Raw genomic sequence first — 15344 nt, 5'->3', positions numbered from 1 at the left:
AGGTTTTAGGGCTGCTTCGCAGCCCAGCGGGGATAAATCCCCTCGCCACAGGATTTCGGATCAGTCCATCGTGCCGTAGCGCTTGCTGGCCTCAATGGCCAATCCGCTACCGATGCTGCCAAAGATGTTCCCTTCTACATGCCGAGCGTTCGGCAACATGTCCGAAACGCTGTTACGCAATGCCGGAATTCCGCTCGAACCACCGGTAAAGAACACCGTGTCCACCTGATCAACCCGCACGTTCGCGTCGTTCAACATCTTGGTCACGCTGTTGCGCACACGCTCCAGCAACGCCTCGATGGCGGACTCGAACAGCGCCCGACTCAACTCCACGCTCAACCCCGGCTCGATACGGTCCAGCGGAACATGGCGGCTGTCGGTGTGGGTCAGCTGGATCTTGGTTTCTTCCACTTCCATGGCCAGCCAGTGACCGGCGCGCTGGTCGATCAGCTTGAACAGACGATCGATGCCACCGGTGTCCTCGATGTCGTAACGCATGCTGCCCAGGGCCAGGGTCGACTTCTGCGAGTACACCGAGTTGATGGTGTGCCAGGTCGCCAGGTTCATGTGGTGGCTGGTGGGCATGTACGCACCACTCTTCATGCGGCTGCCGTAGCCGAACAGCGGCATCAGGCCTTGCAGGCTCAGCTGCTTGTCGAAGTCGGTACCGCCGATGTGCACGCCGCCGGTGGCGAGGATGTCATCGTGACGGTTGTCATTGGCCCGGCGATCCGGCGACAGGCGCACCAGCGAGAAGTCGGACGTACCACCGCCGATGTCGACGATCAGCACCAGCTCTTCCTTTTCGATGGTTGACTCGTAGTCGAACGCCGCGGCAATCGGCTCGTACTGGAACGACACATCCTTGAAGCCAATGGCGCGGGCCACGTCCACCAGGGTGTTTTCCGCTTCCTGGTCGGCCATTTCATCGTCATCGACGAAGAACACCGGGCGACCCAGTACCACTTCTTCGAACTCGCGACCGGCGGCAGCCTCGGCGCGCTTCTTCAGCTGGCCGATGAACAGCCCGAGCAGGTCCTTGAAGGGCATCGCGGTGCCGAGGACGCTGGTGTCGTGCTTGATCAGCTTGGAGCCCAGCAGGCTTTTGAGCGAGCGCATCAGGCGGCCTTCGTAGCCTTCCAGGTACTCGTGCAGCGCCAGGCGGCCGTAGACCGGGCGGCGCTCTTCCATATTGAAGAACACCACCGACGGCAGGGTGATCTTGTCATCCTCCAGCGCGATCAGCGTTTCCATGCCGGGGCGAATCCAGCCGACGGTGGAGTTGGACGTGCCAAAGTCGATACCACAGGCACGAGCTGGAGATGCGTTTTTCATGTCTTTCAGGTTCCGGTTAAAAAACGGCCGCGCAGTGTATGTCAGTGCGGCACAGATTCGAAGGCCGACTATCCGCTAAATCTCGGCTAATAGCGCCTTGAAAGACTATCCTTCGCCCCAACCTTGTCTGCATTGGGCCTGGCAGCGCATGCTGCAGGTGGCTGAGCGATTTTGATAACGGATGGTGATCCTTAGATGGACTTCAAAGACTATTACAAGATTCTCGGTGTGGAGCCGACGGCGGACGATAAGGCGATCAAAGCTGCCTATCGCAAGCTCGCGCGCAAATACCACCCGGACGTCAGCAAGGAAAAGGATGCCGAGGAAAAGTTCAAGGACGCCTCGGAAGCCTATGAAGCGCTGAAAAGTGCCGACAAGCGCGCCGAATACGACGATTTGCGCAAATACGGCCAGCACGGCCAACCGTTCCAGGGCCCGCCAGGTTGGCAGGGGCGTGGTGCGGGCGGTTTCGGTGGTGGTCAGGACACGGGCGATTTTTCGGACTTCTTCAGTTCGATCTTCGGCAACCGTGGTCCTGGTTTTGGGGGTGGACAGTCGGGCCGCAGCGCCGGACGTCGAGGGCAAGACGTGGAAATGGAATTACCGGTTTTTCTGGAAGAAACCCTCTCGAACGAATCGAAGAAGGTCAGCTTCCAGGTCCCGCAGTACAACGCTGCCGGGCAGTATGTCAGCAATACCAGTAAAAGCCTGAACGTGAAAATCCCGGCGGGCGTGACCGACGGCGAGCGCATCCGCCTCAAGGGCCAAGGGGCCCCGGGTGTCGGTGGCGGCGCCAATGGCGACCTGTACCTGATCATTCGTTTTGCACCGCACCCGAAATACGATGTTGAAGGCGAAAACCTGATCATCACCTTGCCATTGGCCCCATGGGAGCTGGCGCTGGGGACGGAAGTCGCGGTGCCGACCCTGACCGGCAAGATCAACCTCAAGGTCCCTGCCGGCAGTCAGAACGGTCAGCGTATGCGCGCCAAGGGCCACGGTTTGATGAACAAGGCCGGCGAGCGCGGTTACCTGTTTGTGCAGCTCAAGGCGGTGATGCCGAAAACGGCCAGTGACGAGGTCAAGGCGCTGTGGCAGGAACTGGCCGAGAAAGCTGCGTTCAACCCTAGAGAGAACTTCTGAATCCAGAATCGGAGTAGCCCGTCATGAGCACACCCCTGATCGTTCACCTGGACCTGGCCGAATTCTGCGAGGCGACTGATTTATCGGACGTTTACGTGATCGAAATCGTCGAACACGGCATCCTCGAACCTCAGGGCAAGCAGCCCAAGGACTGGCGTTTCAACGATTACGAACTGGCACTGGCCAAGCGTGCCGCCAAGTTGCGGCGCGACCTGGAACTGGAATGGGAAGGCGTCGCCCTGGCGCTGGACTTGCTTGACGAGGTCCAGCAGCTGAGGGCGGAGAACCGGATGTTGAAGCAGCGGTTGGGGCGGTTGGTGGTGGAATGACCGCCGCTACATAACTCCCGGCTGGATTCAGGATTATCCATTTCAGTCAATCCAGAGCTCCTGTCAGTGAAAGACTGTCGCCAATTGTGGCATGCACAATTAACGAATTAGTCGGGTTACCAACCATGGCCTCGAAGAAATGCAAAAAGTGCCTGAGCTCGTCTTCCTTGTGTACCTATCCTGAATCCTCGAGGGTTATGTCCAGCGTGACGCTGTATTGCATTCTGCATGTGTATAGCCCTTACCAATTCTGCTCTTCGCAACGCTATACGTTCTTCTACTAAAATCCGGTCCCGCACTGCAGCTACTTCGGACGGGGTGTAACGCGTTGTTGAAGTGTCGGCCACCGATCGCCCACCCCGAACCGGTTCTCGAAGACGTTTAGTTTTGTTCCCAAACCTGTCCGTGTGCTCTATGAAATAATCGGCGCCCTCTTTAGACATGCCACCATCCCATGAATGTCTTCGCCCTGACGATGTCCCCGATGGCGCTCCCATTTCCCCAAACGATGACCTTCGTGATCCTCCTATTGTGGCCGTGGTCAATCTGTCTCGCGCAGCTCCATCTACGTATCCAACAGGGCTCGCAAGCCCATAATTATAGGACGATTGTCGCGGAGGGCCGTTACGTGGCCCAGGTGCTGCGAAAATAGTACTTACGAGACCTTCGCCTGCCAATGGGCTTGACTTTGTTACCAGCGCGGGCGGGTTCCGAGCTCCTCCTATGCCTTGCCAACCCTTGAATGCTCTGCTGATTGCCGCATTACGCTTAGCGTTTCGAGCATTGATGCTTGCTTGTGAACCCCCCAGTGACACGTTTTCCGAGATGAAAAGTTTCACAACTTCCAAGGCACCATGCCCTGTTGGATCGGAGAAGTTGATCGGGTCCCCCTCGCAGTACGTATACGCATTCAACCCACCGGCCCCAAACGGACTCCAACTGTCGGGGCTATGAAAGCGCATCAGCGTCGTGTTGTAAGCGCGATAACCATTGCCCAGCAAATAGCACCCCATGCGCTCCTCTCGCAGTGCACCATTGAAACCCAGCCCTGTCGCGACTTCCTGCTGTGCAGATTGCTGGCCGTAGTTGGAATAAGCGATGAGGTTGGGTTTGCTTCCGGCGAGTTCGGCGAGGATTGAATTGTTGTTGTCCGTTACCAGCAGGACGGTGCGGGGCTGGCGTGGGGCAGTCTGGTTTTCATCAGATGAGTCGGACATCGTGGAGCCTTCCTTGATGAGGGGGGGCGGGCTGATCATCCTTTCCAGTCTGGCCTCGCTGCCCGGTTTTGGGAACTATCAGAACTGTTAGTGAATGGTGGTGATCGAAACCGTCGAACACGGCATCCTCGAACCTCAGGGCAAGCAGCCCAAGGACTGGCGTTTCAACGATTACGAACTGGCACTGGCCAAGCGTGCCGCCAAGTTGCGGCGCGACCTGGAACTGGAGTGGGAAGGCGTCGCCCTGGCGCTGGACCTGCTTGAAGAGGTCCAGCAGCTAAGGGCGGAGAACCGGATGTTGAAGCAGCGGTTGGGGCGGTTGGTGGTGGAGTAGGTATTTCTGTAAGACGCATACTCCATGCGTATTTAATCGAAACTGCTGCCTATTCTTTATTTGTGTTTCTAATTGCCTGACCTTCTAGGGACAAAGAATATTTTTGAACACTTCGCTGCATTGGGTTTCCGTTCTCGTCGTACGTGACAGAGTATTGACGTGAGGCGCCAGTCGGTAGCGTTCTTGTCGGAGGAATAGGGGCATATTGCACCAGGGGTGAACCACTCTGGGGAATAGCAGGCAGATCAGAGTTTATAGTCACCGGTGTTTTGGGTGGCCGTGGCGGTGGGCTGCTTGAAGGTAGAACAACTCCTGCTGGAGTTTCATTCTGAGGTAGAGCTGTCGGTATTTCCGGTAATGGTCGACTCTGAATGTTTGAAAGCGTGGACCCAGGTGGTGACGCTGCTAGAGTTGGAGTTGGAGTTGGAGTTGGAGTTGACACATAGGTATTAGGCGTAGATGGAATCCGAGTTAGGTTTGGCGATGCAGATGTACGCCTGTTGGAGCGAAAAATGTCCCATAACCGCATATGCCCCGTTGGATCCGAAAAATTCACCGGATCCCCCACGCAATACATATACGCATTCAACCCACCGCCCCCAAACGGGCTCCAACTGTCGGGGCTATGAAAGCGCATCAATGTCGGGTTGTAAGCGCGATAGCCATTCCCCAGCAGATACCACCCAACCTGCCTTTCTCGTAGCGCGCCATTGAATCCGAGCCCTGTCGCCACACCCTCCTGAGCGGACTGCTGACCGTAAGCCGAGTAAGCAACAGGATTGAGCTTGCCCCCGTCGATTTCCGCGAGGACGGAGTTTTTATTGTCTGTCGCCAGCAGAAGGGTGCGTGACGTTCGAGAGGATTTGGGGGCATCTGCATGAGAGCGAGTCATAACGGGCTTCCTTGTCGAGGTCGTGGGGCTTTAAAAATACTCGGTTCGTCAGCCATCGGGTACTAGCAGATCTGATAGGTACAAACGTTCCTGTCTGAGGCTGTATTTATGTATTTTAACTATGTTGTTTCTCGACTGTTTTGCGTTTGATTAGACAATTAACGGACAGTTATTTGATCTTTTGTTTTTTGAGTGTGTGAATAATCTAGTGGGTTCAAAAAACTGATTTTAAGGTTGTTGAACCATGTCTGATTCGCAAGGAAGCCACCTGCTTGAACTTACCTCTACGGCCGTTAGTGGTATTCATTATGATCGAGTAGTAAATACCATTCCCGACGCCGTGCGTAACGCCTCATTGGCACAGTTGAAATCGCTCATTAATAGCGAAACAAAGATGCCGGGATGGTACCTGAGCGCCAGCAGCGCCGATCGCCATCACCTCAAACAATTACTCAATGATCATTGGCGTCTGCAGAGCGCCGTAGATCAGCTTTTCGAGGGGTTGCAGCAGGGTATCGATACCTTTGCCGAACCATTGCTCAAGGTCGCGTTGAAAGCACATTTCGATATTGACGAAGACCCGAAAAGCCTGACTTTGCAACTGACGGTGCCGAGCAAGATTATTTTCGGAATCGACACCGGAGCCAGTGTTATCAGGAGCTCTTCGTTGCTCGCGGCAGCGTTGCACAACTTCGAGGAGGCGGAAACCCAGGAAGGAACCTTTCGCGCAGGCTCCGGTGTGTTCCGCAAAGATGCTCAAGACACCCCCGTGCGGGACACACGTATAACGGTGCAAAAATTTGCTTCGTTATGCCGCACACTGGACATCGGTGCGCAATACCAGACCCACCTTAAAGAGCGACTACTGCCAAAGGACCTCAATGCCAGGCGCACACTGGCGCAGCGCTCGATCGCCAGTGAGAAAGCAGCATTCAGGTATTCAGCGTTGGTATCGCGCCTGAAACGGGACATCAGTACGGACGCCTATGACAGCCTTCAACATATTGTCGAGGGCAAGCGAAGTGTCAAGTTGTATGGCCGCCCACTGCTCAATCATCGTTTGTCGCTGATGGGTTTCAAACTGACGGGAATTACACTGTTCAGTGCCTTGAGCGAACCCTCGGAAATAAAGAAAGCGATCGAGGAGCTCACGCCGCAAAGTTTATCTTTCTGGCTTGACTGGTCCCGCCGAATACCGGTGTTGTCGGGAAACCTGTATGAACGATACAAGTTGCTGCAGAACTTCTTTGCCAACGGACCACAAGGTGTCCTCGATGAAACTCTGCGCAACGAAGATATTTACAATCAGAGTCGCTTGAACGGTCCGGTGATCGCTTATATCCCCGACGATCCAGAGCATCCGCTGAAGGAATACGCTTCGTTGACGGATTTCATGGCAACGTTGATCGGCCGCTTGTGCACCCCGGAGTATCAGGAGTTTTTCAGCCGGTTCGTGGAGCAGAAGGACAAAGGGCGATTTTTTACTCGCGTCAACGAACGTCTCAAGACCTTTACCTTGCAACAACCTGAACCATTGGACATGGGGCCATGGTGGCGGGAAACCGCAATAGAGAACCCTAATGCAGAGCCGATCACCAACCTGATAACAGGTGATCTGTGGGGCACACTTTTCCAGCAGCGACGGGACAAGGCAATCGCGGATGCCCGAAAAATTGCAGTGCCGACCGGCGATGAAGACGCGACAGCCCGTTGGAAACGTCTGACCAGCATTCTGGAGATCGGCTGGAATGTGTTCAATTTCGGCGCGTTGCTGGTCCCGGGACTCGGTGAAGCGGTGCTGGGAGTGATGGTGGCGCAGATGCTCGCGGACCTGGCTGAAGGCATTGAGGACTGGAGTAACGGCGATAAGGAGGAGGCATCGGGATACATCAATGGCGCCCTCATCAACTTTGCACAGCTGGCGCTGATGGGGGCGGGGCACTTACTGCCGACAAACGTCATTGCGATCAAACCGTCTTCTTTCGTCGATCAACTCAAACCGGTGCAAATCAACGGCGCAGAAAAGCTCTGGAATCCTGATTTGACCGCTTACGAACGCCCATCGGTATTGCCTGAGTCAGCTCAGGCAAACGGGTTGGGTATCTACCAACATGAAGGTCAGCATTTTCTGCCGCTTGATGACAAGCATTTCGCGCTCGCCCAGGACGCTGAAACCGGGCAGCACCGTTTGCAGCATCCAACTCGACCGCAAGCCTATCAACCTGTGGTTGAGCATAACGGTGCGGGAGCCTGGAAGACCGAAGTCGACCAACCGTTGACCTGGAGCAAGGAGCGTTTGTTGCGGCGACTGGGCACTTCAGTGAACGACTGGTCAACTGAAAAACTTGAACAAATCCGCACCGTGGCGGGTATTTCGGAAGGCGAGCTGCGTCGGCTGCATGTCGAGCTCGACCCGCCGCCGATCATGCTCAGCGATTCGATCAAACGTTTCAGACTGTATGCCGAAGCGGGCGAAACAGGCCGGCAAATAATCGCCAATCAGGTTCCCGAGCGTTTGGCGGACAATGTCACGCGCCTCATGACCGACTTGCCCCGCTGGCCGGAAGGCAGGGCCGTAGAAATTTTTGAGAGCCCTGATTTGAACGGACCTTCAACGATCATCGGCAACATTGATGCAACCAGTGCCCGGCGGATCAAGTTGAGCCGAGCCGAACTCCGTGCAGGAAAATTGCCACAGCGCACTGTGGAAACCCTTGATGAGCGGGAAGTCCATGAACTGCTTGGGCAATCAATTTCCAGTAAAAGGGAGCTGCGCGTTCAGGCTCTGAAGGAACAGTTGGCGAGCGAGGCGACCAAAAAACACAAGCAGCTGTTTGAAGCCCTGTACAAACAACACGAGGAAGCCGGCGCGGCCCAGGTCCGTCTGATAACCGATGCCTATCCGCAATTGCCGAATGCTGTGGCCGAACGCCTGTTGCAGGATGCCACTGCAGCCGACCTCAAGCACCTGACAGAGAAGCAGACCCTTCCCTTGCGCTTGCGCGAACAGGCACGCCAGGCTCAGCAACGGGTGCGCGTCAGTCGAGCCTATGAGGGGCTTTACCTTGAGGCGCTGGAGAACAACGATACGCGACGGTTGGAACTGGCGTCGTTGGCTACATTGCCGGGTTGGTCGAACGATGTGCGTATCGAAATCCGCGAGTTTTCGTTTAACGGCAAGCTTTACGCCAGCATAGGCCCTGAAGAGGCCCCCATTCGCAAAGTGTTGATTCTTGAAGATGAGGGTGGCTATCAGGCGCGTGACGAGAGCAATCAGCATTTGCACGGCAATGATAATTTCTTTGCTTCGTTGTTGCGCGCATTGCCAGACAAAGAGCGACGGGCGCTGGGGTATGACATTTTCGAGGGTGAGCGACTCAAGCTTGACCTGCAACGCTCACCGCTTGATCGCGAGCAATTCGAATCGGTTTTAAGCGAGCACCCGGAGCGTAAACCGGCTTATGACCCTGAAACAATGCGTCTTCGTGGCGGCATGCCGGGGTATCGTGGGATCGCCGATGACCCGTTGTTGCGGCGTCGGGTCAGTACTCTTTATCCGGAGTATTCCGACGAACAGATTGCAGCCGTACTGGGAACCGTGGCCGATGCAGCGCAAGCGCGAGTCATCGCCTTGGAGAACGAATTCAACGAGCTCAACGGCACGCTACAACGCTGGATGAACTCTCCGACCGTGTCCTTTCGCTTCAGTCCCGCCGGAGTGGCGGAATGGGAATCGCGAAACAGGCTCTATCGGGCGATCAGGCAATGTTGGCAAAGGACAGGGCCGGCGGGGGTCGATGCCCCTGGCATCGTTCGCGCGCAGCACCTTAATCTGGACGGTATGGCGATGAGCCGGCATCTTTCGAGCTTTCCCAGACTGAACGCCAATTTTGACCACGTTACGAGCCTGAGTATGCGCGAAGCCAGCATGCTCAGTAGCCAAGGAGAGTTTCTCGAGCATTTTCCCGGGCTTCGCACGCTGGATCTCGGCAGCAATACGTTAAACCGGTTGCCGCCGGTAATCGGTGACCTGCGACATCTGACCAGTTTGTGCATGGATAACAATCAAATCGTATTGACCCGTCAGGCGGTGGCGCGACTGCGAAGCTTGACCCGGTTAGAGCTTCTTTCATTGCCTGGAAATCTATTAGGACTGGTGCCTGACATCAGCCAGATGCCAAGACTGGCGGTTCTCAATCTTGAGAGCACCGGCATCAAAGAATGGCCCATCGGGCTGTTCGGCAAATCCCGACCGCGTCATATTCATCTGAATCTGAAATTCAACCGATTGACAGAGATCCCCGATATTGCACCGGGTTCGTTCCGCGCGGAGCTGCTCGCCCGCACCTTCGTCAGTCGCGAACCCGAGTGGATGCCGGCTGATGTCCTGGAAAAGCTCAAACGGTATACCGAATCTGTGGGCATGGACCCGGAGCGCCCTTACCCACCCCGAGGTTTGCTGGACAGCCTTAAATGGGCGCAGGGCATGCCTGATGCAGTGTTCAGGGAAAGGTTGATTCTTTGGGACGAGCTTGAGGATGAGTCAGGGTCCGAACAATTTTTCGATGTCATACGCCGGCTGACAGAATCGGCTGATTTCAGCTCTCCTGAAACGACCTATCGCAGCGCACTGACGGCCAAGGTCTGGCGACTGATGGAGGCCATGTACGAGGATGCTGAATTGCGTGAGACGGCGTTCTCCGAATCGATTGTCGTGACTGAGTGTTCCGATGGGGCAAGTCAATTGTTCAACGCCCTGGGCGTCAAGGTGCTGGTCAAGGAGGCTTACGCTCTGCAGAGCCCCGCCCTTGTCGAGGCCGAACTGGTGGAACTGGCCAGAGGCAAGTCCCGACTGGATGAGATCGGCGCGATTGCACGACGGCGCATTGCCGATCGCTTGGCGAACGGAGAGACATTCAGGCGAGCAGGTCCCGACGGCACTGTTATCGGGACGATCGATGAAGTAGAAGTTCAGCTGGCCTACATGACTGATTTGGCCGAAAGTCTGGATCTGCCGTGGCAATCGCGAGGCATGCTGTTCAGGACAATGGCTGGCGTTGAACCGGAAATGATCACCGCTGCTCGTCTCCATGTGTTGGGCCTGGAGCAGGGGGAGCTGCTCGCGGAGAGCATACTTGAGCAGCCTTTCTGGAGGTCGTACCTGGAAACAACGTATCGCAGTGATTTCGACGCGTTGAAGCTGGCCATGCAGGATGCGGATGAAATGGACCAATTTATCGCAATCAAGAACCTGGAAAAGTCCTTGACCGAGCAAGCCATCGAGCGTGCAAAGCTGCGAAGGACGGAGATACCGTTTACGGTCCAGTCTGCCAGTTGATTGATGTTTGACGGGCCCCGAATGCGATGCCGCATTCGGGGCTTTTTTACGTTCAGCGTCCGTTAGAACAGGAAGTAACGTTGTGCCATGGGCAAGGTTTCAGCCGGCTCGCACCACAACAACACGCCATCGGCTTTCACCTGATAAGTCTGCGGGTCGACGTCGATCGACGGCAGGTAATCGTTGTGAATCAGGTCGGTTTTCTGCACGTCGCGACAGCCTTTGACCACGGCGATTTTCTTCTTCAACCCCAAGGCTTCCGGTAAGCCGGCCTCCTGCGCTGCCTGGCTGATAAAGGTCAGGCTGGTGGCATGCAGCGAGCCGCCGTAACTGGCGAACATCGGACGGTAGTGCACCGGTTGCGGTGTCGGTATCGACGCGTTGGCATCGCCCATCAGGCTGGCTGCAATCGCGCCACCCTTGAGAATCAGCGAGGGTTTTACGCCAAAAAATGCCGGACGCCACAGCACCAGATCCGCCCATTTCCCCACTTCGACCGAGCCCACTTCGTGGCTGATACCGTGAGTGATCGCGGGGTTGATGGTGTACTTGGCGATGTAGCGTTTGGCGCGGAAGTTGTCGTTGCCTTCACCGTCACCCGGCAGTGGGCCGCGCTGCTTTTTCATCTTGTCGGCAGTCTGCCAGGTGCGCGTGATGACTTCGCCGACGCGGCCCATGGCCTGGCTGTCGGAGCTGATCATCGAGAACGCGCCGAGGTCGTGGAGGATGTCTTCGGCGGCAATGGTTTCCCGACGGATGCGGCTTTCGGCGAATGCCACATCTTCGGCAATGCTCGGGTCCAGGTGGTGGCAGACCATCAGCATGTCGAGGTGTTCGTCGATGGTGTTGCGGGTGAACGGCCGGGTCGGGTTGGTCGAGCTTGGCAGCACGTTGGGGAAGCCGCAGGCTTTGATGATGTCCGGCGCATGGCCGCCACCGGCGCCTTCGGTGTGGTAGGTGTGAATGGTGCGCCCCTTGAACGCGGCGAGGGTGGTTTCGACGAAGCCCGATTCATTAAGCGTGTCGGTGTGAATCGCCACCTGAACATCGTATTGGTCGGCAACGGTCAGGCAATTGTCGATGCTCGCCGGCGTGGTGCCCCAGTCTTCGTGCAATTTCAGGCCGATAGCACCGGCCTTGACCTGCTCGATCAGCGGCTCCGGCAGGCTCGCGTTGCCTTTGCCGGTGAGGCCGATGTTCATCGGGAAGGCATCGGCGGCCTGAAGCATGCGTGCCAGGTGCCAAGGGCCGGAGGTGCAGGTGGTGGCGTTGGTGCCGGTCGCGGGACCGGTTCCGCCGCCGATCATGGTGGTGACACCGCTCATCAATGCCTCTTCGATCTGCTGTGGGCAGATGAAGTGGATGTGGGTGTCGATGCCGCCAGCGGTGAGGATCATGCCTTCACCGGCAATCACTTCGGTGCTGGCGCCGATCGCAATGCTGACGTTCGGCTGCACGTCCGGGTTGCCAGCCTTGCCGATCCCGGCAATGCGCCCGTCTTTGAGGCCGACGTCGGCTTTGACCACGCCCCAATGGTCGATGATCAGTGCGTTGGTGATCACTGTGTCGACCACTTCGGCGGCGAGCAATTGGCTCTGGCCCTGGCCGTCGCGGATAACTTTTCCGCCACCGAATTTCACTTCTTCGCCGTAGGTGGTGAAGTCTTTTTCCACTTCGATCCACAGTTCGGTATCGGCCAGACGGACCTTGTCGCCGACGGTGGGGCCGAACATGTCGGCGTAGGCTTGACGGGAAATCTTCATCGTAATTCCTTGCACAAATGTATTGTGGCGAGGGGATTTATCCCCGTTCGGCCGCGCAGCGGTCGTAAAACCTGGCACTCCGATCTCTCTGCAATAACGCATTCGCCAGATTGCGGGTTCTTCGCACCCGAACGGGGATAAATCCCCTCGCCACAGTCAGTCGAGGTCACCCATGATCCGCCCGGCAAACCCGAACACCCGGCGATGCCCCGCCAGGTCCACCAGCTCGACTTCGCGGCTTTGCCCCGGCTCGAAGCGCACGGCGGTACCGGCGGGGATATTCAGGCGCATGCCGCGGCTGGCGGCACGGTCAAATGTCAGGGCATCGTTGGTTTCGAAAAAGTGATAGTGCGAGCCGACCTGGATCGGCCGGTCGCCGCTGTTGGCCACTTTCAGGCTGACCGTGCGACGGCCGACATTGAGTTCGATGTCGCCGGGCTGGATCTGGTATTCACCGGGAATCATCAATGGGCTCCTTGCAGGATCTTGTAGTAGAGGGCGGTCGGTTTGTACTGGCCGCTCGGGTCGCAGGCGAAGTCGGGGATCTGGCCGGCGCGGGTATAACCCAGGGCCTTGTAGAAGTCCTCTGCGGGTGAGCCGGCCTCTGTGTCGAGGTACAGCATGCCGCGCTTGTGCTGAAGGGCGGCGGTTTCCAGAGCGCTCATCAATTGCTGGCCCAGGCCGCGCCGACGCGCGTGTTCACGCACCAGCAGCTTTTGCACTTCCGCGCGGTTCAGTCCATTGGCTCTCTGGCACAAGGACAGTTGCACACTCGCTTGAACCTGCTCGTCCTTGACCACCACCCAGAGCAACACGTTGCCTTTGTTGAGGTCGTCCTGGACGTCATCGAAATAGGCGCGAGCCTGGGTAGCGTCCAGGTCAGCCATGAAACCAACGCTGGCGCCATAACCCACCGCGTCGAGCAGCAGGTCAATCAGACCCTGACGGTAGTGCGCAAAACTGTCGACATTGACGCGACGCAGTTGGGCGGCATTCATCGGGTGTCACTCCTTGTGGGCGAGCGGTGGTGGCGCGCCAGGATTGAGGGTCAGTTGCATGAAAGTCAGGTCCAGCCAGCGACCGAACTTGGTGCCGACCTGGGGCATCTGTCCGGTCGTCACAAACCCGGCTCGTTCATGCAAACGAATGGAGGCGGCGTTACCACTCTCGATGGCGGCAACCATGATGTGCTTGTCACAGCTTTTGGCGCGTTCGATCAGCACCGTCATCAGTTGCGGTCCGAGGCCATTGCCACGCTGATCGCTGCGCACGTAGACCGAGTGTTCGACCGTGTGGCGAAAGCCATCGAACGGCCGCCAGTCGCCGAACGAAGCGTAGCCCAGTACGGTGTTATCAGCGTCGACGATTACGAGGATGGGATACCCCTGGGACTGTCGCGCGCTGAACCAGGCCTGGCGGTTGCCCAGGTCGACGGCCTGCTCGTTCCAGATGGCCGTGGTATTGAGTACGGCATCGTTGTAGATATCGCGAATCGCCGGCAGGTCGGCGTGCAAGGCATCGCGGATGCGGTAAGTCATGGCGCTTCCTCAGGCGATGGGTTGATGGACGGTCACCAGTTTGGTGCCGTCGGGAAACGTCGCTTCGACCTGGATCTCCGGGATCATTTCCGGGATGCCTTCCATCACGTGTTCACGGGTGAGCAGGGTGGTGCCGAAGTGCATCAGTTCGGCCACGGTCCGACCGTCACGGGCGCCTTCAAGCAACGCTGCGGAGATGTAGGCCATGGCCTCGGGGTAATTAAGTTTCACGCCGCGAGCCAACCGCCGCTCGGCCACGAAGCCGGCGGTGAAGATCAGTAGCTTGTCTTTTTCACGTGGGGTCAGGTCCATCGCTTGGAATCCATCTGGGCAGATAAAAAGGTATTAGGATCTGTAAACACAAAACCCTGTAGGAGTGAGCCTGCTCGCGATAGCGTCGGCACATTCAACACATAAGTTGCCTGACACACCGCCATCGCGAGCAGGCTCACTCCTACAGGGGAACGTGTTTCAGGTGCTCCATATTCTGGGTTGGACGGCTTCCCGGCCGAGCAACGCAGGGCGCAGCAACCGCCATAAATCGATCAACCAACCGCGTGCCAACAACGCTTCACTGGCCAGGCATCGTGCAACCAGCAGCCCCGGCAATTGCGTCAGATCGCCGCGCACGTCATGAGGCAGCGAGCGGCATTGCTCCAGCAAGTCGCTATCGATTTCGCCCGTCACCAGCAACGTCGCAAACACCGGTTGGCCATCCAGACCTATTGGCGAATCAAGCAAACCATCAGCCCCGACAATGCGCTGACGTTCGTGCCAGAGCAACTGGCCATCGCGGCGGATGTCGAGCCGGGACTGAAAATGCCCGAGGTCGAAGCGTTCACCGCTAGCCGGGCGACCCAGTGCCACCACGTCCCAGTAGAACAACCGGGCATCACCTTCAAGGTCGATGGCGGTGCTGAGTTCGGCCTGTGCTGCACTGAAAATGATCGTCTCCTGGGGCAACCATTCCAGGGTCGCACCGGCGGCCACGTTCAGTTGCAGCTGCTGATAGGCGGGCCCGGCTGCGCGGTACCACTTGGCCGCGCCGGGGCTGGTGATCTGCGCCCAGGCATCGCGGCCGACACTGGCCGAGATGTCCAGGCGATCGCCCCCGGCAATTCCGCCCGGTGGGTGCACGATGATGTGCTGGCACACTTCGGGACCTTCGGCGTACAGATGTTTCTGCACCCGTAACGGGCCTTGGTGTCGGCGCTGAACCGGGCGCGTACTGTCGCCGAAACGGGCGTAGCCCAGTTCCAGTTCGGCGTGCCAGCTGGGGGTAAAGGCGCCGGAAGCAGGAAGAGTCATGGTCAGTGCTTAGTGAGAAGTCATGAAGGCATTTGCAAAGGCTGTGCCGTCCGTTTCCCAAGCAGAAGGCGGTTGTTGTTTGTTGAGGGGCACCAACATGGCGCACATCGAGGGTCGGGGTGCGGCAAATTGGTGCTGCGTGTGAGG

General features: G+C 57.4%; 12 protein-coding genes and 1 pseudogene. 4 read left to right on the top strand and 9 right to left on the bottom strand.

What is annotated here, in order from left to right:
- Positions 1–60: 60 nt before the first annotated feature.
- Positions 61–1335 carry an Hsp70 family protein gene (locus H7698_RS12355; protein ID WP_194691555.1) on the bottom strand — a complete coding sequence of 425 codons (1275 nt, stop codon included), beginning with the start codon at positions 1333–1335 and terminating at the stop codon, positions 61–63.
- Between the two features lie 195 nt (positions 1336–1530).
- Here H7698_RS12355 and H7698_RS12350 point away from each other — a divergent pair, with 195 nt between their 5' ends.
- Entirely contained in the window at positions 1531–2478 is a 948-nt protein-coding gene (locus H7698_RS12350; protein ID WP_194691554.1) for a DnaJ C-terminal domain-containing protein, read from the top strand.
- A 23-nt stretch (positions 2479–2501) separates the two neighbouring features.
- A complete protein-coding gene (locus tag H7698_RS12345; protein ID WP_194691553.1) occupies positions 2502–2807 on the top strand; it encodes a chaperone modulator CbpM in 306 nt (101 codons plus the stop codon).
- Between the two features lie 116 nt (positions 2808–2923).
- On the opposite strand, the gene H7698_RS12340 is transcribed toward H7698_RS12345, so the two are convergent.
- Positions 2924–4024: an RHS repeat-associated core domain-containing protein gene (locus tag H7698_RS12340; RefSeq protein ID WP_235992820.1), complete on the bottom strand. Its 1101-nt coding sequence runs from the start codon at positions 4022–4024 to the stop codon at positions 2924–2926.
- Between the two features lie 100 nt (positions 4025–4124).
- Here H7698_RS12340 and H7698_RS12335 point away from each other — a divergent pair.
- Positions 4125–4358, top strand: a pseudogene (locus H7698_RS12335) (chaperone modulator CbpM); the annotation flags it as partial.
- Positions 4359–4407: 49 nt separating this feature from the next.
- Here H7698_RS12335 and H7698_RS12330 read toward each other — a convergent pair.
- Positions 4408–5250, bottom strand: coding sequence for an RHS repeat-associated core domain-containing protein (locus tag H7698_RS12330; protein WP_194691551.1), 843 nt, complete (start codon positions 5248–5250; stop codon positions 4408–4410).
- A 244-nt stretch (positions 5251–5494) separates the two neighbouring features.
- On the opposite strand from H7698_RS12330, the gene H7698_RS12325 reads away from it, so the two are divergent.
- Complete coding sequence (locus H7698_RS12325) at positions 5495–10588, top strand: NEL-type E3 ubiquitin ligase domain-containing protein (RefSeq protein WP_194691550.1); 5094 nt, start codon at positions 5495–5497, stop codon at positions 10586–10588.
- Between the two features lie 62 nt (positions 10589–10650).
- Here the strand turns inward: H7698_RS12325 and ureC are convergent, their stop codons facing one another.
- The 6 genes from ureC to H7698_RS12295 form a co-directional block, all read right to left on the bottom strand.
- Positions 10651–12351, bottom strand: coding sequence for an urease subunit alpha (gene ureC / locus H7698_RS12320; protein ID WP_194691549.1), 1701 nt, complete (start codon positions 12349–12351; stop codon positions 10651–10653).
- A gap of 156 nt (positions 12352–12507) precedes the next feature.
- Positions 12508–12816, bottom strand: a complete 309-nt coding sequence (locus tag H7698_RS12315; protein WP_109627750.1) for an urease subunit beta — start codon at positions 12814–12816, stop codon at positions 12508–12510.
- Positions 12816–13349 (bottom strand): GNAT family N-acetyltransferase, encoded by a 534-nt coding sequence (locus H7698_RS12310; RefSeq protein ID WP_194691548.1) that lies wholly within the window; start codon positions 13347–13349, stop codon positions 12816–12818. Before H7698_RS12310 ends, H7698_RS12315 begins: the two co-directional genes overlap by 1 nt.
- Before the next feature lie 6 nt (positions 13350–13355).
- On the bottom strand, positions 13356–13889 hold the full coding sequence (locus tag H7698_RS12305; protein WP_194691547.1) for a GNAT family N-acetyltransferase: 534 nt from the start codon (positions 13887–13889) through the stop codon (positions 13356–13358).
- A 9-nt stretch (positions 13890–13898) separates the two neighbouring features.
- The gene (gene ureA, locus H7698_RS12300; protein WP_194691546.1) at positions 13899–14201 is read right to left on the bottom strand and encodes an urease subunit gamma; all 303 of its coding nucleotides are present in this window, start codon (positions 14199–14201) and stop codon (positions 13899–13901) included.
- 159 nt (positions 14202–14360) lie between these two features.
- On the bottom strand, positions 14361–15197 hold the full coding sequence (locus H7698_RS12295) for an urease accessory protein UreD (protein WP_194691545.1): 837 nt from the start codon (positions 15195–15197) through the stop codon (positions 14361–14363).
- Between the last annotated feature and the right edge of the window lie 147 nt (positions 15198–15344).

Origin of the sequence: Pseudomonas sp. p50(2008), assembly GCF_015351605.1 — a bacterium.
Lineage (GTDB): Bacteria > Pseudomonadota > Gammaproteobacteria > Pseudomonadales > Pseudomonadaceae > Aquipseudomonas.
This window is presented reverse-complemented; position numbering and strand designations above follow the sequence as displayed.